The 18,869-nt window shown below is 59.0% G+C and carries 15 protein-coding genes; 8 read left to right on the top strand and 7 right to left on the bottom strand.

Going from position 1 to position 18,869, the window contains the following annotated elements; translation table 11 throughout:
• Window positions 1-4 precede the first annotated feature (4 nt).
• The 6 genes from AC1DLT_RS05660 to AC1DLT_RS05635 form a co-directional block, all read right to left on the bottom strand.
• On the bottom strand, window positions 5-838 hold the full coding sequence (locus AC1DLT_RS05660; RefSeq protein WP_477486135.1) for an NAD-dependent epimerase/dehydratase family protein: 834 nt from the start codon (window positions 836-838) through the stop codon (window positions 5-7).
• The gene (locus AC1DLT_RS05655; RefSeq protein ID WP_477486134.1) at window positions 835-2,058 is read right to left on the bottom strand and encodes a class I SAM-dependent methyltransferase; all 1,224 of its coding nucleotides are present in this window, start codon (window positions 2,056-2,058) and stop codon (window positions 835-837) included. The genes AC1DLT_RS05660 and AC1DLT_RS05655 overlap by 4 nt, the downstream gene beginning before the upstream one ends.
• Window positions 2,055-2,615: a dTDP-4-dehydrorhamnose 3,5-epimerase family protein gene (locus AC1DLT_RS05650; protein ID WP_477486133.1), complete on the bottom strand. Its 561-nt coding sequence runs from the start codon at window positions 2,613-2,615 to the stop codon at window positions 2,055-2,057. The genes AC1DLT_RS05655 and AC1DLT_RS05650 overlap by 4 nt, the downstream gene beginning before the upstream one ends.
• On the bottom strand, window positions 2,612-3,694 hold the full coding sequence (gene rfbG / locus AC1DLT_RS05645) for a CDP-glucose 4,6-dehydratase (protein ID WP_477486132.1): 1,083 nt from the start codon (window positions 3,692-3,694) through the stop codon (window positions 2,612-2,614). Before rfbG ends, AC1DLT_RS05650 begins: the two co-directional genes overlap by 4 nt.
• Entirely contained in the window at window positions 3,676-4,449 is a 774-nt protein-coding gene (rfbF, locus tag AC1DLT_RS05640; protein WP_038539757.1) for a glucose-1-phosphate cytidylyltransferase, read from the bottom strand. Before rfbF ends, rfbG begins: the two co-directional genes overlap by 19 nt.
• A 101-nt stretch (window positions 4,450-4,550) precedes the next feature.
• On the bottom strand, window positions 4,551-5,798 hold the full coding sequence (locus AC1DLT_RS05635; protein WP_038539760.1) for a glycosyltransferase family 2 protein: 1,248 nt from the start codon (window positions 5,796-5,798) through the stop codon (window positions 4,551-4,553).
• A gap of 326 nt (window positions 5,799-6,124) precedes the next feature.
• Between AC1DLT_RS05635 and fliP the strand changes: the two genes are divergently transcribed.
• Window positions 6,125-6,862 (top strand): flagellar type III secretion system pore protein FliP, encoded by a 738-nt coding sequence (gene fliP / locus AC1DLT_RS05630; RefSeq protein WP_038548705.1) that lies wholly within the window; start codon window positions 6,125-6,127, stop codon window positions 6,860-6,862.
• A gap of 60 nt (window positions 6,863-6,922) precedes the next feature.
• Here the strand turns inward: fliP and AC1DLT_RS05625 are convergent, their stop codons facing one another.
• Entirely contained in the window at window positions 6,923-8,788 is a 1,866-nt protein-coding gene (locus AC1DLT_RS05625) for an O-linked N-acetylglucosamine transferase, SPINDLY family protein (RefSeq protein WP_477486131.1), read from the bottom strand.
• 403 nt (window positions 8,789-9,191) lie between these two features.
• On the opposite strand from AC1DLT_RS05625, the gene AC1DLT_RS05620 reads away from it, so the two are divergent.
• The 7 genes from AC1DLT_RS05620 to AC1DLT_RS05590 all read left to right on the top strand — a co-directional run bounded on the left by AC1DLT_RS05620 (window position 9,192) and on the right by AC1DLT_RS05590 (window position 18,867).
• Window positions 9,192-10,457, top strand: a complete 1,266-nt coding sequence (locus tag AC1DLT_RS05620) for a flagellin N-terminal helical domain-containing protein (protein WP_477486130.1) — start codon at window positions 9,192-9,194, stop codon at window positions 10,455-10,457.
• A gap of 256 nt (window positions 10,458-10,713) precedes the next feature.
• Window positions 10,714-11,979 carry a flagellin N-terminal helical domain-containing protein gene (locus AC1DLT_RS05615; protein ID WP_038539765.1) on the top strand — a complete coding sequence of 422 codons (1,266 nt, stop codon included), beginning with the start codon at window positions 10,714-10,716 and terminating at the stop codon, window positions 11,977-11,979.
• A 254-nt stretch (window positions 11,980-12,233) separates the two neighbouring features.
• Window positions 12,234-13,502 carry a flagellin N-terminal helical domain-containing protein gene (locus tag AC1DLT_RS05610; protein ID WP_038539769.1) on the top strand — a complete coding sequence of 423 codons (1,269 nt, stop codon included), beginning with the start codon at window positions 12,234-12,236 and terminating at the stop codon, window positions 13,500-13,502.
• Between the two features lie 247 nt (window positions 13,503-13,749).
• Entirely contained in the window at window positions 13,750-15,018 is a 1,269-nt protein-coding gene (locus AC1DLT_RS05605) for a flagellin N-terminal helical domain-containing protein (protein WP_038539771.1), read from the top strand.
• Window positions 15,019-15,348: 330 nt separating this feature from the next.
• Entirely contained in the window at window positions 15,349-16,638 is a 1,290-nt protein-coding gene (locus AC1DLT_RS05600) for a flagellin N-terminal helical domain-containing protein (RefSeq protein ID WP_038539774.1), read from the top strand.
• A gap of 268 nt (window positions 16,639-16,906) precedes the next feature.
• Window positions 16,907-17,548 carry a hypothetical protein gene (locus tag AC1DLT_RS05595; protein ID WP_247137826.1) on the top strand — a complete coding sequence of 214 codons (642 nt, stop codon included), beginning with the start codon at window positions 16,907-16,909 and terminating at the stop codon, window positions 17,546-17,548.
• Window positions 17,545-18,867 carry a MotB family protein gene (locus AC1DLT_RS05590; RefSeq protein WP_477486129.1) on the top strand — a complete coding sequence of 441 codons (1,323 nt, stop codon included), beginning with the start codon at window positions 17,545-17,547 and terminating at the stop codon, window positions 18,865-18,867. The genes AC1DLT_RS05595 and AC1DLT_RS05590 overlap by 4 nt, the downstream gene beginning before the upstream one ends.
• The last annotated feature ends 2 nt before the right edge of the window (window positions 18,868-18,869 follow it).

The following is an 18,869-nucleotide window of genomic DNA, read 5'->3' as shown; positions in this document are numbered from 1 at the left end:
GTCATCACCTCGTTAATCCTACAACGCAGGGAGGATCCACCAGATTGTCGGGGCGGGCGCCGAATCGCAGGAGATCGCGTCGACCATACTCGTCGGCCAACCGCTCGGCTATCTGCCGCACCGTGACCGGAATTCCGGAACAGATATTGGCTGCTCCCGTTCTGTCGCCAAGTCCGATATCGGCGATCTGCCTTCCCGCTTCGCGAACGTCCAGGAAGTCGCGGATCTGGTTGCCGCTGGTCAAATCCACCGGTTTGCCTGCGGCGAGCTGCGCGCGAAGATAGGGAAACAGCCGTCGCTCGTCTTCACCTTCGCCGAAAAGATAAAAGAGCCGGCACCAGGCAAAGCTGATCCGGTGTAGCGGCAGCCATTGCGACAGGGCCATAAATACTGCGGCTTTCGCGCCGGCATAGGGGCTGATCGGGCGCAGCGGCGTGTCGGTGGCGAGCATGCCCACCGAGACGTCATATTCGAAACACGTGCCCACGCCGACGAACCGTTTGACGCCGGCGATAGCCGCACCCTGCGCCATCCGCAACGTGCCTTCGAGGCAGACGATGTTTTCTGGTGACTGCAAATATTTGCCGGGTTCGGCGTACCAGGCGACATGTGCGACCGTATCGACGCCGTCTAGGGCCTTCGCCCACCACTCGACCGGCTCGCGGAACAGGTCCGCCGTCCGCACGATGCTCTCGACAGCGGAGAGATCGCTAAGCCGGCTTTCCGCTGTTCCTTCGCGTAAAATCACCCGGACGCGCGCACCGGATTCTGTCAGCGCCCGCAGCACCTGCCGGCCGACAAAACCTGTTCCCCCGGTAAGCAGGACGAGTGGCGTCATATGATCTTCAATTCCGGCACGGCGGTTACGAACCTGGTGCCCTGATCGGCAAGCGAGGCCAGCTGCTGACGGACCTCGGTCGCGATGTTCCAGGGCAGGATCATCACATAGTCGGGCCGGCGCGCGACGATCTCGTCCGGGTGCAGGATCGGGATATGGCTGCCGGGCATGAACTTGTTCTGCTTGGCCGCTGCGGCATCGCAGACATAGGGGAGGAGATCCGGTTTGACACCGGCAAAATTCAGAAGCGTATTGCCCTTGGCTGCGGCGCCATAGGCTGCGACCGTCTTGCCCTCGCGCTTTGCGTCCAGCAGGAAGGCGAGCGCGTCGTTCTTGACCTTTTCGGCCTTGGCCTGGAAGTCGGCATAGGTGGCCGCTGTCTGAAGACCGCGGCGCTGTTCTTCGCCGAGAAGTGCGGTAACCGCCTCCGTCGTCCGGCGTGAATCATCTGCATGGCATCCGTAGACGCGCAGGCTGCCGCCATGGGTCGGCAATTCCTCGACGTCGAAGACGCGCAGGCCCGCCGCGTCGAAGATCTTTCCGACCGTGAAGAGGGAAAGATAGGAGAAGTGCTCGTGATAGACCGTATCGAACTGGTTGTGCTCGATGAGCCGCATCACATGCGGAAATTCGAGCGTCACCGTGCCGCCGGCTTTCAGCACCGCCTTCAGGCCGCGCGTGAAATCGTTGATATCGGGCACATGGGCATAGACATTGTTGCCGAGGATGAGATCGGCAGCCTTGCCTTCGCCGGCCAATTGCTTGCCCAGCGCCTCGCCGAAGAATTCCCGGCGGACCGGAATGCCGAGCGCCTCGGCAGCTTCGGCGGTGCTCGCCGTCGGCTCCACGCCGAGGCAGGGTATGCCGGCCTTGACGAAGTTCTTCAGGAGATAACCGTCGTTCGAGGCGACCTCGATGACCATGCTGTCCTTGCCGAGGCCGAGACGGGAGGTGATCATCTCGACATAACGGGCTGCATGGGCAAGCCAGCTCGTCGAGGCACTGGAGAAATAGGCATATTCGGCACTGAAGAGTGATTCGGCCGAGGCATAATCCTCGGTCTGGACCAGCCAGCATTCCTCGCAGACCTGTAGCCTCAAGGGAAAATAGACTTCCGGCTTGGCCAGATCCTCGGCGGTCAGATAGGCGTTGGATGGCGGCGCGAAGCCGAGGTCCAGGAAATCGCAGCGAAGTGCGGTCCCGCAGTGGCGGCAGTTCATGGCGTCAGTCCCGTGAATTGTGATGTCAGGAAGGAATGGCCGCGATCACGATCCGACATTTCGGTGATCTCCAGCGGCCAACTGATGTCGAATGCAGGATCCTGGGAGTTCAAGGCACCTTCCGAACCGGACGCATAGGGCATCGAATGGAAATAGAGGAGCTCACAGTCGTCGGTCAGCGTCTGGAAACCGTGCGCAAACCCTTCCGGGATCAGCAGCGATCGGCGGTTCTCGGAGGAAAGCTCCTGGGCATGCCATTTCAGGAAGGTCGGAGAATCCTGTCTGAGATCCACCGCAACGTCGAAGACCGCGCCGCGCAGGCAATTGACCAGTTTCATCTCGGCATGGGGAGGGCGTTGGAAATGCATGCCGCGCACGGTGCCTTGGCGGGCCGTCATCGTTAGGTTGATCTGGGCGATCGGCTTTGCCCAGCCCGCCGGCGCCAGTTCGTCTGCGCAGAACATGCGCGACAGGAAGCCGCGCGAATCACCGAGATTTTGACGTTCGACGAGCTTCAGGCCGGCAAGCGGCAGATCGGTGACGGTGAAGCGGCTCAAGGGCGTGCCTCGTATTCGTCGATCTCGGCTTCGCAAAGGGCGCGGGCGTCGGCGCCGTCATTCTGCGCACGATACCATCTCATCGTCCGGTCGACAGCCTCCGCCAGCGACCAGCGCGGTTCGATGCCCAGCATATGCCGCGCCTTGGCCGTTTCCAAGGCAAGCCAGCCCGCTTCGTGCGGCCCTTCGGTGCCGTCGCCATATTCCACATCGCCACGGCCGTAGGAAGCGCGGGCGATCTCGATCACCTGGCGCACCGGTGCGGCTTCATGGGTGATCGGGCCGAAATTGAAGGCATCGCCAATCGCGGGATCGCTCCACAGACGTTCGGCAAGCACGAGATAGGCCGAGAGCGGTTCGAGCACGTGCTGCCACGGGCGCTTGGCTTCCGGCCGCCTGACGCTGAGGGTATTGCCGGACTGCCAGGCGCGGACCGCGTCCGGCAGCAGACGGTCGGCCGACCAGTCACCGCCGCCGATCACATTGCCGGCCCGGGCGCTGGCAACCGCCACGCCTTTTTCGCGCAGAAACGAATCGCGGTAGCTCGCAATGATAATCTCGGATGCGGCCTTGCTGGCGCTGTAGGGATCGTGCCCGCCGAGATGGTCCGTCTCCCGGTAAGGGAAGGCATGTTCGAGGTTGCGGTAGACCTTGTCCGTGGTGATCGCGACGACCACGCGCGCAGACGGCACCGACCTGACCGCCTCCAGCAGATTGGCGGTCCCGAGCACGTTGGTCGCGAACGTGCCAAGCGGATCTTGGTAGCTCGGGCGCACCAGGGCCTGAGCGCCGAGATGCATGACGATGTCGGGGGAGGCGGAGCGCACCAGTTCGGCGAGCCTGGCCGCATCGCGGATATCCTGGAAATGACTTTCCTTGAGACCGGGCCGCGCAAGCGCAAAGAGGCTGGGCTGCGTTTCGGGCGGCAGAGCAATGCCGGTGACTTCGGCGCCGAGGCGACCGAGCCAGATCGAAAGCCACGCTCCCTTGAAGCCGGTATGCCCTGTCAGAACAACGCGTTTACCCGCCCAGAAACGGCGGTCCGGACGAGCCCCTCCGCTCACGGCCAGATTTTCCATGGCGCTTTTCCGGAAGCCCAGAGGTCTTCGAGCAGGTTCTTTTCGCGCAGCGTGTCCATCGGCTGCCAGAAGCCTTCGTGCTCGTAGGCCATCAGTTCGCCCATCGTGGCAAGGTCCGCCATCGGCGCGGATTCCCACGGAATGTTGTCGCCCTCGATGAGGTCGATGCATTTCGGCGAAAGCACGAAGAAACCGCCATTGATCATGCCGCCGTCGCCGCGTGGCTTTTCCACGAAGCCGGTAACCTGATTGCCGGAGCGTTCGAGCGCGCCGTAGCGGCCCGGCGGATGGACCGCGGTAACCGTTGCGTTCCTGCCGTGCGAACGATGGAACTTGACGAGCTCGGTGATATTCACGTCGCTCAGACCGTCGCCATAGGTAAAGCAGAAGCTTTCCTCGTTGCGCAGGTATTCGGAGACGCGCTTCAGGCGGCCGCCGGTCATCGTCGCTTCGCCGGTATCGATCAGCGTGACTTTCCAAGGCTCGGCGGTGCGGCGATGGACCTGCTTTTCGTTATAGGCCATGTCGAAGGTGACGTCCGACATATGCAGGAAGTAATTCGCAAAATACTCCTTGATGACGTAGCCTTTGTATCCGCAGCAGATGATGAACTCGTTCACGCCGTGGGCGGAATAGAGTTTCATGATGTGCCAGAGGATCGGCCGTCCGCCGATCTCGATCATCGGCTTCGGCTTGAGATGCGTCTCCTCGGAGATACGGGTTCCCAATCCACCGGCGAGAATTACAGCTTTCAATTCCGTCTCTCCGTAACTGACGCGCTATCCATTGAAACGACGACCGTCAGCAAGCCATGCAAGGGAGGCTTTCAAGCGATCGGGCTAAACGCCTTCGTCCGTTAGAGCAAAATGGTCTTGATCAGATCGTCCTGGCTGAACACGAGGTTCGGCAGGTAGCCCATTTCCACGAAACGGTCGCGCTCTTCCGGCAGGTGCACGAGGACTGCCGTATTATCAAGTTGCCGCGGCGTGGGGGCGGCCGGCTCGTCGATCATCTGCAGCCGCAAGGGGAAATCGACCCTGAAAAGCCGTTCCTTGATGGTGTCGATGTCATGAAACCCGTGAATGACGAGATTTTCGATGCCGGCAGTGACACTCACCTGCCACACGAGGATCTGCAGCGCCGTTGCCAGCAATCCGCCATCCTTGAAGGACTGAACTTCCGGATGCTCGTCGAAGCCTCCGAAGACCATCCTGGTATAGACTTCGTACGCCTTCACGAATTCGCGCATGCCGACGAGCAGTCGCATCGAGACGGCCATTCGCTGCAGCGTGAAGTTTCTGCAAAGATGCTCCTGGGTCGCGCGCTCGTCGGGCGAAGTGCCGACCTTGCCGCGTTTGGATGCGAAATAGAGGAAATATTCCAGACCGCCGCGGTACTGGTCCCATCCGGTTGCCGCGATCTGAGCGCCTCCCTGGACGCGATCGCGTTCGACGCCGGATACGATGACCTGGCGATAGAAGGGCGTCTTGCGGAAAGCGATGTCGCCCTGGTCCAGGAAGTGGGCAAGCATGGGGAACGGATAGAAGCAGATATCTCTCGGAACCCAAGCGGCCCGGAAAGCGCTGCTGCGATAGATGCCGATCTCAGGGAAGATGTGGCCCCTGAACATATAGTTGAAGACTTCGGCGAAGCTTTTCTGCGGGAAGACCTTGTCCTCGTTGACCGTGTAGAACAGCCCGCCCTCTACCTCGTTGATGCCGTCATACATCGCCCATGGTGCATGGCAGACCGTGATGTTCGGGTTTTCGTCGAGATAGGCGACGATATTGGCGACTTCCTGCGGGATCAGGCGATCGTCGTCCGCGAGATAGAGCATGTATTCGCCACGCCCCAGCCTGAGCGCGCTGTTCATGTTGGGGATCATCCCGACATTCTGCGCACCCCTGACGTAGCGGATCGGCATCCCCCGCTCGATGAACTCCTTGGCAACCGCACCCGTATTGTCTGTGGAGGCGTTGTCGGAAATGACGATTTCATAGGGGAAATCGAAGCGGAAATCGCGATGGCACCGTTCCAGGCAATCGTGCAGGTGTTTTTCACGGTTGTAGGTCGGAATGCAGATGCTGAGTTTAATGGAAGACACCGAATTTCCTCGATCTGATTTACTCGAACAAGCCCTTCCGGCTCGCCGCAGACGATTGACGTTCCGAAGCACCGGTGACTTGCCGAAGTGAGGAGCCCTCACATTGCTGTTGGGCCTCTTTGCGGCTTTGAGCCATTCATAAGCTCACGCTATTCAACCAGACTTGCGCCAAGCTGAATGAAGGCCGCGTTCGGAAACCCAGGCCTTGTCGTTTGGTCAGGCTGATGCGGCTTTCTGTGCACGAGCTTCGGGATGCGGCCTTGAGGTGTTGACCTGCGTTGGTCAGGGTGACTATCGAAGGTGACGCAAAGGACCTTCGTGATCGCATGATTCGGCTGATCTTCCTGTTCGTCGCTCTGATCGCGGCACCCGGGCTCGCGCTCGCCCAGCAATCGCCCGCGGATCTTCTCAATCTGCCGGTCGATGGTTCCGCAGCCGCGTGGATCATCCGAACCTTCGGGTTGTTGACGGTTCTTTCCGTCGCCCCCGGCATTCTGATCATGGTCACGAGCTTTCCGCGGTTCGTGATCGCCTTTTCGATCCTGCGCTCCGGCATGGGTCTGTCGACCGCGCCGTCGAACATGATATTGGTCTCGATGGCGCTGTTCATGACGTTTTATGTGATGTCGCCCACCTTCGACAGGGCCTGGAACGAGGGCGTCCAGCCGCTTCTTCAGAACAGGGTCACGGAGGCTGAGGCGGTTCAGCGGATCGCGGAACCGTTCCGGGTTTTCATGTCGGCCAATACGCGCGACAAGGATCTGCAGCTTTTCGTCGAAATCGCCCGGGAACGAAACCAGTCGGTCGGCACGCCGCAGGCGATCGACTACCGCGTCCTCGTCCCCGCCTTCATGCTCTCGGAAATCAGGCGCGGTTTCGAGATCGGCTTCCTGATCATCCTGCCGTTTCTGGTCATCGATATGATCGTCGCGGCAATCACCATGGCGATGGGCATGATGATGCTGCCGCCGACGTCGATCTCGCTGCCCTTCAAGATCCTTTTCTTTGTCCTGATCGATGGCTGGAATCTGCTGGTCGGCAGCCTGGTTCGTTCCTTCAATTAACTGGCAGCAGGGCTGCGGAAATGGAAACGGCGGGGGATCCCCGCCGTTTCCATTCGCATATCAATTCTTGCGTGAGCTGAAGGGGCCTTCCCGCGGCGGGAGGGCCGGAACGCTGAAGTGGTCGGGCTTGATCTTGGCCTTCGCCTTCTCGGCCATCATCGTGTAGGCGGTTTCGAGATGCCGGCAATACCGTTCGGCGTCGAACAGCGGGTGCGTGAAGCGGTTTGCCTCGAGCCGTTTCCGGACCTCTTTGAGCTCCTCGCGGTTGTTGTAGTAATGGACCGCACGGCGAACGAAATCATCCTGATCGTCGGCGACCATTTCCGGCAGGCCGAGCGCATTCAGCAGGCTTTCGCTGACCCGGGATGCAAAATTCTTGCCCTTGTGGGTCAGCATCGGAAGTCCGGCCCACAGCTTTTCGGAGGTCGTCGTATGGCCGTTATACGGATAGGTGTCGAGACCGAGATCCGTCAGGCCGATACGGTTGATATAGGCCGCATAGTTGTTGACGCGATCGCCGAACATCAGGCGGCTCTCGGGGATTCCCGCTTCCGCAAAGGCCTTGATCAGGTTCTTTCGAGCACCGAACCGTTCGCGGCAGATCAGGAATAGATAGCTCTCCGGCGTTTCCTTGAGGACGCGGACCCAGAGGTCGATGGTTGCTGGCGTGAATTTCCAGTGGCTGTGGAAACACGAGAAGATGAAGGCGTCCTGTGGCATGTCGCAGAGTGCCCGATCGATCGGCTGCGGCATCGGGCGGTGGACCGCTTCGTTCGGGAAGAACGTCTCTGGCATCCAGCAGATCTTCTCGTAATAATGCGGGAAGGAGCTTTCCGGCACCACCGTGCTGTCTGCGATGAGATAGTCGATATCCACGTTGACGACAGTGCCCGGATAGCCGAGCCAGGTCGCATGTACGGGCGCAGCTGGCCGGTTCATCACGAATACCCTGTTTTCTGCAGTGTGCCCCTGCAGGTCGACCAGGATGTCGATGTTTTCGGCCTTGATAGCCTCGGCGGCTTCGTCGTCCGTCATGTTGCGAACCCTGACGACCCTGCCCCATTCCTCGCGGATGGCGTTGTTGTCGTTACGCAGGCGTTCGGGAGGGGCGTTGCAGAAGAGGGTGATTTCGAAACGGCTTCTGTCGTGCGATTCCAGTATGCCCCGCAGCGCCTTCATGACGGCGTGTTCCGTCCAAAGGTCGGCCGAGAGATAGCCTATGCGCAGTTTGCTGCCCCAGCGATGCGGCATGTTGTGCCTTTTCGAGGCGGCGTTTTTGGGCTTTCTCTCGCCCATTCTGGAGCCCGCGATGGCGTTCGTCTTTTCATCGTCGCACCAGCGCAGATTGAAGAGAGATACTTCGTCTGCGATCGCTTCGAATTCGCCCCGGGCAATTTCCTCTAGCTGGATCGGCTCGTATTTCCGCAGCACATCGTAGTCGAGGCTGTCCCGCATCGCCGAAAGGTAGAAATTGCGCACGATGCGGTCTTCGGGATCTCTTTCAAAGATCTCGAGAATGCACTTGTTCTCTTCGTCGCTGCGTTCCTGAAGCTTGATCGAGCGGGCAGCAAGGTGCCGGTGTGTCGGTTCGTCGCTTCTTGCAAGTGTATTGCGAAATGCTTGGGCGCCGTCCAGTTCCTGGCGCATGAGAGCGCCGGACATCAGAACTGCCATATCGGGATCAGCGATCGCCTCTTTGAGAATGCGTGCGCCGAGGCGAAGGACGCTGATGTCGTCGTTATTGGAAAAATGAAGCCGCATGGCTTCGCGCAGATATTTGAGCTTATGGGGGGATTCCATGCCCCCGGCAAGTTGGAACGCCTGGGCTGCCTCGGTCTTCATCTTGAGCTTCAACAGAGTTGCGCCCAGAAGTGCGTAGTGCCTCGGATCCTTGTGAACATCCAGCAGCTTGTTCAGGATGCCCAATACATCGTGATATTCTTTTTTGTCGAAGTGATTTTGCGCTGCGACGTATTGCCGTTGTATCTTCAGGGGTCTCAAGGCTTCCCGCTCCAGTAAAGTTGTGCCGGCGTCCCGGCAAATCGGCTTCACCGCGCATCGTGGCAAGCCAAGCTTGCATGAAGCCGACCTCGCAGAAGCGGAATTTTTGTCAATCTTTCGTTAATCATATCGGTCGAACGCCTTTTAGCTCCCCTCGTTGTTTAAAGAACTTAGAAAGGAAATGCTGCGAGATTTGCCTCACACGACGGGTTTGGTGTTCCTTCAGATTGAAGAGACCGAGTTGGCATGATGCCGGACCGAAGTGCCGGTAAAATATACAGTCCGGTATGTCCCCCTCCAGGTATTTCGTTCAAAGGGACAATCAACTATGGCTAGCATTCTCACCAACGTGTCGGCGATGGCCGCGCTTCAGACGCTGCGCGGCATCAGCAACGACATGGAATCCACGCAGAGCCGAGTTTCCTCGGGCCTGCGCGTCGGCTCTGCTTCCGACAACGCTGCCTATTGGTCGATCGCGACCACCATGCGGTCCGACAAGGGCTCGCTCTCCACGGTCCAGGACGCCCTCGGCCTCGGCGCTGCCAAGGTCGATACTGCCTATTCCGCCATGGAATCGGCAATCGATGTCGTCAAGGAAATCAAGAACAAGCTGGTTGCCGCCGCTGAACCGGGCGTCGACAAGTCCAAGGTCCAGGAAGAAATCACCCAGCTGCAGAGCCAGCTGAAGAGCATCGCTTCCTCCGCGTCGTTCTCCGGCGAAAACTGGCTGCAGGCCGAAATCGGCGGTTCGCAGAGCGCCACCACGGGCGTCATCTACGCCTCGAGCGAAATCACCAAGCAGCTGGTTGGCTCGTTCGTTCGCGACAGCGACGGCAACGTCTCGGTTAAGACCGTCAACGTTGTTCTCGACGAGCAGAACGTCCTGTTCGACCTGAGCGGTGGCCGCGGCGGTCTTCTCGACGCCAACGCCCTCAACGGTTTCCGCGCCATCAACTTCGACGACGGCACGACCAACCACAAGGAATACTTCGGCAAGATCAATACGTCTTCCTACTATGCAACCAACGCTGTCTGGAAGGACATCGGCGGCGGCGTCTTCATGAAGGGCGATACCAACGGCGTCTATTCGTCGGGTTCCAACGGTACCTACCTGATGAAGGTCGGCGGCGCTTACATCGATGCCGTCTACACCACCAAGGGCTACGACTTCTCGGCTGGTGCGACTGCAACGAGCGGCATCAAGTATGGAGCGGACGTCTCGGTTTCCGACCTCGACATCACCAAGCTCAAGGACTATCGCGACTCCAACGGGGCGAGCTACCTCGGTCTCGGTACAAAGGCCAGCGATGAAGACCTCATGGCTGCACTGACCTCGTTCGTCGACGGTCAGCTGGAATCGATGAGCAGCGCGGCTGCCAAGCTCGGTGCGGTATCGAAGCGTATCGATATGCAGTCCGACTTCGTCTCGAAGCTGACGGACTCGATCGACAAGGGTATCGGCCGACTGGTGGATGCGGACATGAACGAAGAGTCGACCAAGCTCAAGGCACTGCAGACCCAGCAGCAGCTGGCAATCCAGTCGCTTTCGATCGCCAACTCCGACTCGCAGAACATCCTGTCGCTCTTCCGTTAATCGGAACTGGAAATATGGCGCGGAGGCTAACCGCGCCATTGACCTCAGAAAAAGGGCCGCGTCCGAATTCGGGCGCGGCCCTTTTGTTTTTCCGGTTCGCTTCAATGTTCCTTAATCATATTGCGGTTATCTTGAGCCATCGAAACGGTGAGTTAACCAAGAAAATTAAATGGTTAACAAGCATGACGCTGTCCGCTGTTCCCGGTGAATTCCGGAATGTCCCTTCCTGCAAGTAGCCATTCAAGGGGCAATCAATATGACTAGCATTCTTACCAACATTGCGGCGATGGCCGCGCTTCAGACTCTGCGTGGTATCGGTTCCGACATGGAATCCACCCAGAGCCGGGTTTCCTCGGGCCTGCGCGTCGGCTCTGCTTCCGACAACGCTGCCTACTGGTCGATCGCGACCACCATGCGGTCCGACAAGGGCGCTCTTTCGACGGTTCAAGACGCACTCGGCCTCGGCGCTGCCAAGGTCGATACCGCCTATTCCGCCATGGAATCGGCAATCGATGTCGTCAAGGAAATCAAGAACAAGCTGGTTGCAGCTTCCGAACCGGGCGTCGACAAGTCCAAGGTCCAGGAAGAAATCACCCAGCTACAGAGCCAGCTGAAGAGCATCGCTTCCTCCGCTTCGTTCTCCGGCGAAAACTGGCTGCAGGCCGAAATCGGCGGTTCGCAGAGCGCCACCACGGGCGTCATCTACGCTTCCAGCGAAATCACCAAGCAGCTGGTTGGCTCGTTCGTTCGTGACGGCGACGGCAACGTCTCGGTCAAGACCATCAACGTTGTTCTCGACGAGCAGAACGTTCTGTTCGACTTGAGCGGCGGCCACGGCGGTCTTCTCGACGCCAACGCCCTCAACGGTTTCCGCGCCATCAACTTCGACGACGGCACGACCAACCACAAGGAATATTTCGGCAAGATCAACACGTCTTCCTACTACGCAACCAACGCTGTCTGGAAGGACATCGGCGGCGGCGTCTTCATGAAGGGCGATACCAACGGCGTCTATTCGTCGGGTTCCAACGGTACCTACCTGATGAAGGTCGGCGGCGCGTACATCGATGCCGTCTACACCACCAAGGGCTACGACTTCTCGGCTGGTGCGACTGCAACGGCCGGCATCAAGTACGGGACGGACATCTCGGTTTCCGACCTCGACATCACCAAGCTCAAGGACTATCGCGACTCCAGCGGCGTCAGCTACCTTGGCCTCGGTACCAGAGCCAGCGACGAAGACCTCATGGCTGCACTGACCTCGTTCGTCGACGGTCAGCTGGAAGCAATGAACAGCGCGACTGCCAAGCTCGGTGCGGTATCGAAGCGTCTTGATCTGCAGACGGACTTCGTCTCGAAGCTGACGGACTCCATCGACAAGGGTGTCGGCCGACTGGTGGATGCCGACATGAACGAAGAGTCGACCAAGCTCAAGGCACTGCAGACCCAGCAGCAGCTGGCAATCCAGTCGCTTTCGATCGCCAACTCCGACTCGCAGAACATCCTGTCGCTCTTCCGTTAATCGGAACTGGAAATATGGCGCGGAGGCTGACCGCGCCATGGATCCAAAAAGAAGCCGCGTCCGAATTCGGACGCGGCTTTTTCATTTTCTTAATTCGCTTCAATCTTCATTAACCATATTGGGTTTACCTAGGATCATCGAAACAGTGAGTTAACCAAGAAAATTAAATGGTTAACAAGCATGAAGCTGTGCGCTGTTCCCGGTGAAATCCGGGATGTCCCTTTTCGTAATCAGCCACTCAAGGGGCACCTAAAATGACTAGTATTCTTACCAACATTGCAGCTATGTCTGCTCTCCAAACTTTGCGCGGCATCGCGTCCGACATGGAATCCACGCAGAGCCGGGTCTCCTCGGGCCTGCGCGTCGGAACCGCATCTGACAACGCTGCCTACTGGTCGATCGCGACCACCATGCGTTCCGACAATGGTGCGCTCTCGGCAGTTCAAGACGCACTCGGCCTCGGCGCTGCCAAGGTCGACACTGCCTATTCCGCCATGGAATCGGCAATCGACGTCGTCAAGGAAATCAAGAACAAGCTGGTTGCAGCTTCCGAACCGGGCGTCGACAAGTCGAAGGTCCAGGAAGAAATCACCCAGCTGCAGAGCCAGCTGAAGAGCATCGCTTCCTCCGCTTCGTTCTCCGGCGAAAACTGGCTGCAGGCCGAAATCGGCGGTTCGCAGAGCGCCACCACGGGCGTCATCTACGCCTCGAGCGAAATCACCAAGCAGCTGGTCGGTTCGTTCGTTCGCGACGGCGACGGCAACGTCTCGGTCAAGACCGTCAACGTTGTTCTCGACGAGCAGAACGTTCTGTTCGACCTGAGCGGCGGTCGCGGAGGTCTTCTCGACGCCAACGCCCTCAACGGTTTCCGCGCCATCAACTTCGACGACGGCACGACAAACCACAAGGAATATTTCGGCAAGATCAACACGTCTTCCTACTACGCGACCAACGCTGTCTGGAAGGACATCGGCGGCGGCGTCTTCATGAAGGGCGATACCAACGGCGTCTATTCGTCGGGTTCCAACGGTACCTACCTGATCAAGGTCGGCGGTGCTTACATCGATGCCGTCTACACCACCAAGGGTTACGACTTCTCGGCTGGCGCGACTGCTACCGGCGGCATCAAGTACGGAACTGACGTCTCGGTTTCCGACCTCGACATCACCAAGCTCAAGGATTATCGCGACTCCAGCGGCGTCAGCTACCTTGGCCTCGGTACGAAGGCGACTGACGAAGACCTCATGGCCGCGCTGACCTCGTTCGTCGACGGTCAGCTGGAATCGATGGCGAGTGCGGCTGCCAAGCTCGGGGCTGTTTCGAAGCGCCTCGAGATGCAGACGGACTTCGTCTCCAAGCTGACGGACTCGATCGACAAGGGTGTCGGCCGACTGGTGGATGCCGACATGAACGAAGAGTCGACCAGGCTCAAGGCACTGCAGACCCAGCAGCAGCTGGCGATCCAGTCGCTTTCGATCGCCAACTCCGACTCGCAGAACATCCTGTCGCTCTTCCGTCAGTAAGACGCGCAGATATCGCATCAAGGAGCCGCGCCCTTCCCGGGCGCGGCTTTTTTTATGCCCCGGTAGTTTTTGTTAACTTTCGTAAATACCGTTTAACCTTTGTTAACCATTTCCACCTTAACTGAGCTCATCGAAACGATGGGTTAACCAAGACGAAGAAGAGGTTAACAGGCATCAGGCCAAGCCAACGTTCACCGGTGTGATCCCGGAAATGTCCCTTCCATCTAGCCAATCAAGGGGCAATCAAATGACCAGCATTCTTACCAATGTAGCAGCCATGGCTGCACTCCAGACTCTGCGCAATCTCGATGGTCAGATGCAGACCACCCAGAGCCGGGTTTCCTCCGGCCTGCGCGTCGGTACCGCGTCCGACAACGCTGCCTACTGGTCGATCGCGACCACCATGCGTTCCGACAACGGTGCGCTTTCCGCTGTGCAGGACGCACTCGGTCTCGGCGCTGCCAAGGTCGATACGGCCTATTCCGCAATGGAAAGCGTTGTCGACGTCGTCAAGGAAATCAAGAACAAGCTCGTTACCGCCTCTGAAGCAGGCGTCGACAAGTCGAAGATCCAGGCAGAAATCTCGCAGCTCCAGGATCAGCTGAAAAGCATCACATCCTCCGCCTCGTTCTCCGGTGAAAACTGGCTGCAGGCAGAAGTCGGTGGCGCCACGAACGCCACTACAGGCCTCATTTATGCGGCCAACCCGGTCGTCAAGCAGGTTGTCAGCTCGTTCATCCGTGATCCGGACGGCAATGTTGCGGTCAAATCGGTGGATGTCGTCCTGAACGAAACGAATGTTCTGTTCGACTTGAGCGGCGGCCATGCCGGTCTGCTCGACGGCAATTCCTACAGCGGCTTCCGCTCGATCAACTACGACGACGGCACGACCAATCACAAGGAATACTTCGGCAAGATCAATACAGCCGCGATATACGCAACGGACGCGATCTGGAAGGATGTTGGCGGCGGCGTCTACATGAAGGGCGATACCAACGGCGTCTATACCTCGGGTTCCAGCGGCACCTACCTCATCAAGATCGGTGGCGCCTATATCGACGCCATCTACACCACCAAGGGCTACGACTACTCGGCCGGTGCGACCGCAACGGGCGGTATCAAATACGCCGCCAACGTTTCGATCTCCGAACTGAATATCACCAAGCTGGACGATTACCGCAATTCCAACGGTGTCAGTTACCTCGGCATGGGGACCAAGGCCACCGACGCGGACCTCATGGGGGCCCTCAACTCCTTCGTCGACGGCCAGCTCGAAGCGCTTATCAGCGCTACCGCAAAACTCGGGTCGATCTCCAAGCGTATTGATATGCAGTCCGACTTCGTCTCCAAGCTGACCGACTCCATCGACAAGGGTATCGGCCGATTGGTGGATGCGGACATGAGCGAAGAGTCGACCAAGCTCAAGGCACTGCAGACCCAGCAGCAGCTGGCGATCCAGTCGCTTTCGATCGCCAACTCCAGTTCCGAGAATATTCTGTCGCTGTTCCGTCAGTAAGCGGCGCTCTAGGCTAGGAGCGGTTCGTCCCGCTCTGACGTGGCAGCAAGTATTCCGGAAAAGAAGACCGCGTCTCGAAAGGGACGCGGTTTTTCCGCATTTTGGCGCGTGGCTTGCGCGAAACCTGCACGGTTGTCGGATACCGCCGTTAAGACTTCATTAACATCTTGCCAATCCACAATTGCCTTTGCTAACTGTCGACTTAACGATTTGTTAAGAACGACAGACCGCCCGCATTCTGTGATGCTGAGTGGCGGTACGCATGATGCCTCTCGTCGTTTCCGGTGAAAATACCCCGGATTTCCAGAATATTTGACCGAGGCACGGCCTATGACCAGTATCCTGACCAATCCCGCCGCTATGGCTGCCCTGCAGACGCTGCGCTCGATCGACCGCAGTATGGAAGTGACCCAGGCGCGGGTTTCCTCGGGCATGCGTGTCCAGACGGCAGCCGACAATGCCGCCTATTGGTCGATCGCAACGACGATGCGGTCGGACAATCACGCGCTTTCGACGATCCAGGACGCGCTTGGTCTCGGGGCCGCCAAGGTCGATACGGCCTACACGGCGATGGAAAGTGCGATCGACACCGTCGTCGAAATCAAGTCCAAGATCGTTGCTGCCTATGGCGTCGGCGCCAATCGCGGCAAGATCCAGGAAGAAATCGCCCAGCTCCAGGAACAGCTGAAGAGCATCTCGGACTCAGCGACCTTCTCCGGCGAGAACTGGCTTCAGGATTATATCAGCGACGGCGGTACGAACGCCCAGGAACGGCCGGTCATCAAACAGGTCGTCGCGTCGTTCACCCGCACCGCTTCCGGCGATGTCGCGGTCAAGACCGTCGATTATACGCTCGATTCCAAAACCGTCCTTTTCGACCTCAATGGCGGCAATCTCGGGATCTTGGATTCGTCCGTCAAGTTCGTTGCCGAGAGCGAGACGCCCGTCGATATTGCCACGAGCAACGGCACGATGGGCGCGACCAACGCATCCTACGCCGTCTCGTTCCTGACGGAAAGCCAGCTGACGGCACTCGGTGCCGACACGAATACAATCGATACGAGCATCTATGCCGTCGGCGGTAATTTCTATCTGAAGGTCGCCGAAGGCAAATGGGCACAAGTCACGACGACCGATCCGGCGACGGCGCCCGCGGTAACCACGCCGGCACATGATGACGGCACGACAAAATATTACTTCGTCGTCACTGCCGCGAACAATCTCAACAATCGAAAACTTGGGATGTCCGTCACCAATCTCGACATCAACAAGCTGAATGATCTCGTGGTGAAGATGAACACGATGGTCCCTGGCTCGGCGCCGAACACGGATGCCGTGCTCGATATGATGGAGCGGTTCCTCGACAAACAGCTTTTGGCCATGACCAGTGCTGCTTCGAGCCTTGGTTCGATCCAGAAGCGCATCGATTTGCAGGAGAGCTTTGTGGCCTCGCTGACGGACGTGATCGACAAGGGTGTCGGCCGGTTGGTCGATGCGGACATGAACGAAGAGTCGACCCGTCTGAAGGCGCTCCAGACCCAGCAGCAACTCGGCATTCAGTCGCTTCAGATCGCCAACAGCAACGCCGAAAACATCCTGCAGTTGTTCCGGCAGGGGTAAGATTGAGCGGCGCCGGTCACTCCGTCGCCCGATAATACTCGGCCGGACCTGTCCGCGAGGTTCGAGGCGATACGGCATCTTCATCCTCGCGCAAGTTTAACTTCCTACCGTTCCGTTAAAGTCCGGCGAAGTGTCTTGTGTCGCCGAGGACAGATGAATGGCAACCTTGTCGGGATGATACGATGATTGCAGCGGTGACGATTTGCGCTTTCGGGAGGCTCATGACGAGCCCCGCACGAAAGGCGACGGCAGGGCGGGGGGGCTCACGATGAGTGCTTCGATCGCCCGCTATCTGAAGGATTTCAGCGAGCCGCAGACCCTGCCTTTATCCCTGTCGGCCGAGGGTTTCGGCGATGGTCTCGAAGACGATCTGGCATTTCCCGCCATGGTCGAAGAACCAATCGATATTGAAGCCGAGCGCACCGAGGCTTATGCGAAGGGTCACGAGGCAGCGTCGGAGGAACTTCAGCAGCGTTTTGACGAAGAGCGGCAAGCGCTTTTGGCCGCACATGCGCAGGAAATCGCAGCGCTGCACGAAAAATATGAGACCGAAGTGGCTACGACGATCTCGATGGGCCTTCAGGACATTGCCGGGCTGACGGCGCAGGCCGTCAGCGACCAGACGGCACGGATCCTGTCGCCCCTCCTCGACGAAGCGCTGGTCGCCAAGGCGATCTCCGACATGGCCGACATCATCCGCAGCGCCATGCTCGAGGGCGACGTCGGCACATTGACGGTTCGCGGTCCGGTGCATCTGTTCGAAAAACTGAAAACTGCGCTTGGAGCGCCCACCCAACTCCTGCGCCATATCGAAGCGCCTGACCTCGATATTGCGGTCGACATCGGCGAAACCGCCCTTGTGACCCGCATGTCTGCGTGGTTGGCGGGTCTGAAGAAGGTATTGGGATGAGCGAAGGCGAAAACCATCACCACGGCAAGAACGAGGTCGTCATCGTCAAGCGACATGGCGGCGCACACGACGAAGGCGTCCATGGTGGCGCCTGGAAGATCGCCTATGCCGACTTCATGACCGCGATGATGGCGTTTTTCCTCGTCATGTGGCTGGTCAACGCCGCCAACGAGGAGACGAAGGCCTCGATGGCGAGCTATTTCAACCCGATCAAGCTTTCCGACGAGACCCCGGCCTCGAAGGGATTGGAAAAGCCGGTCGATGCGGCCGAGGGTCAGGAGAAGGGCGAGAAGTCGAAGGTCAAGGCGGAAGGTGACGTTCAGGGCTCCGCGGCAGCGACCGGCGAGGACATGACCTCGACGTCCGGCGACGAACCCAATTATTCCGAAGCGGATTTCTTCGAAAATCCCTATTCCGTTCTTGCCGAAATTGCCCAGCAGGTTGGCCAGCAGGCCAATGTCAGCGCCAAGGGCGAGGGCGGCGCAAGTGACTCGGGCCCCGCGACCGGTGCCGACGGCGGTCAGGCCTATCGCGATCCGTTCGATCCGGACTTTTGGACCAAACAGATGCAGGTGACCCGCGCCGACGGACCTGAAAAAGCCGTCAAGACCACGGCGAGCGACGATCCATTGGCCCAGATGGGGCAGGCGCCGCAATATCAGCAGGCCCCGCAGTCCACGGAAGCCAAGACACAGCTGCAACAGACCCAGATGGCCGTCGCCATCCCGACTCCGCGCCCGGATCCGACCCAGCTGGACAAGCCTCAGACGCCGTCGGGCGCCGAGGCCGTGAAACCGGCCAATCTCAAGGGCCAGAAGCCGGAGGATGGCGCGAAGGCGGAACAAGTGGCCGAGCTGAAGGCTGCCGACGAGCTGAAGAAGGAAATCCAGCAGCAGATTTCCGGCATTGCCGGCAAGCTGGCGGAAGGTCTCGTCGTAACGCCTGCAGAAGGCGGTCTGCTCGTCTCGATTTCGGACCAGACCGACGACCCGATGTTCAATATCGGTTCGGCCGTACCGCGTCGCGAAATGGTGCTGGCAATGGAGAAGATCGGCCAGATCCTTAAGGACCGCAAGGGCAGTATCGTCCTGCGCGGACACACCGACGGCCGTCAGTTCAAGGGCACCGAGAACGACAACTGGCGTCTTTCCATGTCCCGCGCTCACAGCGCCTACTACATGCTGGTGCATGGCGGCCTGGCGGAGAATCGTATCAAGCAGGTTTCCGGCTTCGCCGACAGGCGCCTGCAGGTCCCGGCGGATCCGCTCGCCGCTGGCAATCGGCGTATCGAAATCCTGATCGGGGCGGACGAGGGATAGTG

The sequence above is a fragment of the Neorhizobium sp. 05N33 genome, assembly GCF_056397445.1.
This window is presented reverse-complemented; position numbering and strand designations above follow the sequence as displayed.

Excerpts from the sequence above, each read along its gene's own strand:
- AC1DLT_RS05655 (WP_477486134.1), bottom strand. The coding sequence starts at position 2,058 with ATGAACTGCCGCCACTGCGGGACCGCACTTCGCTGCGATTTCCTGGAC.
- rfbG (WP_477486132.1), bottom strand. The coding sequence starts at position 3,694 with ATGGAAAATCTGGCCGTGAGCGGAGGGGCTCGTCCGGACCGCCGTTTC.
- AC1DLT_RS05590 (WP_477486129.1), top strand. The coding sequence starts at position 17,545 with ATGAGCGAAGGCGAAAACCATCACCACGGCAAGAACGAGGTCGTCATC.
- AC1DLT_RS05605 (WP_038539771.1), top strand. The coding sequence starts at position 13,750 with ATGACCAGCATTCTTACCAATGTAGCAGCCATGGCTGCACTCCAGACT.
- fliP (WP_038548705.1), top strand. The coding sequence starts at position 6,125 with ATGATTCGGCTGATCTTCCTGTTCGTCGCTCTGATCGCGGCACCCGGG.
- AC1DLT_RS05610 (WP_038539769.1), top strand. The coding sequence starts at position 12,234 with ATGACTAGTATTCTTACCAACATTGCAGCTATGTCTGCTCTCCAAACT.
- AC1DLT_RS05600 (WP_038539774.1), top strand. The coding sequence starts at position 15,349 with ATGACCAGTATCCTGACCAATCCCGCCGCTATGGCTGCCCTGCAGACG.
- AC1DLT_RS05660 (WP_477486135.1), bottom strand. The coding sequence starts at position 838 with ATGACGCCACTCGTCCTGCTTACCGGGGGAACAGGTTTTGTCGGCCGG.
- AC1DLT_RS05595 (WP_247137826.1), top strand. The coding sequence starts at position 16,907 with ATGAGTGCTTCGATCGCCCGCTATCTGAAGGATTTCAGCGAGCCGCAG.
- AC1DLT_RS05620 (WP_477486130.1), top strand. The coding sequence starts at position 9,192 with ATGGCTAGCATTCTCACCAACGTGTCGGCGATGGCCGCGCTTCAGACG.
- AC1DLT_RS05615 (WP_038539765.1), top strand. The coding sequence starts at position 10,714 with ATGACTAGCATTCTTACCAACATTGCGGCGATGGCCGCGCTTCAGACT.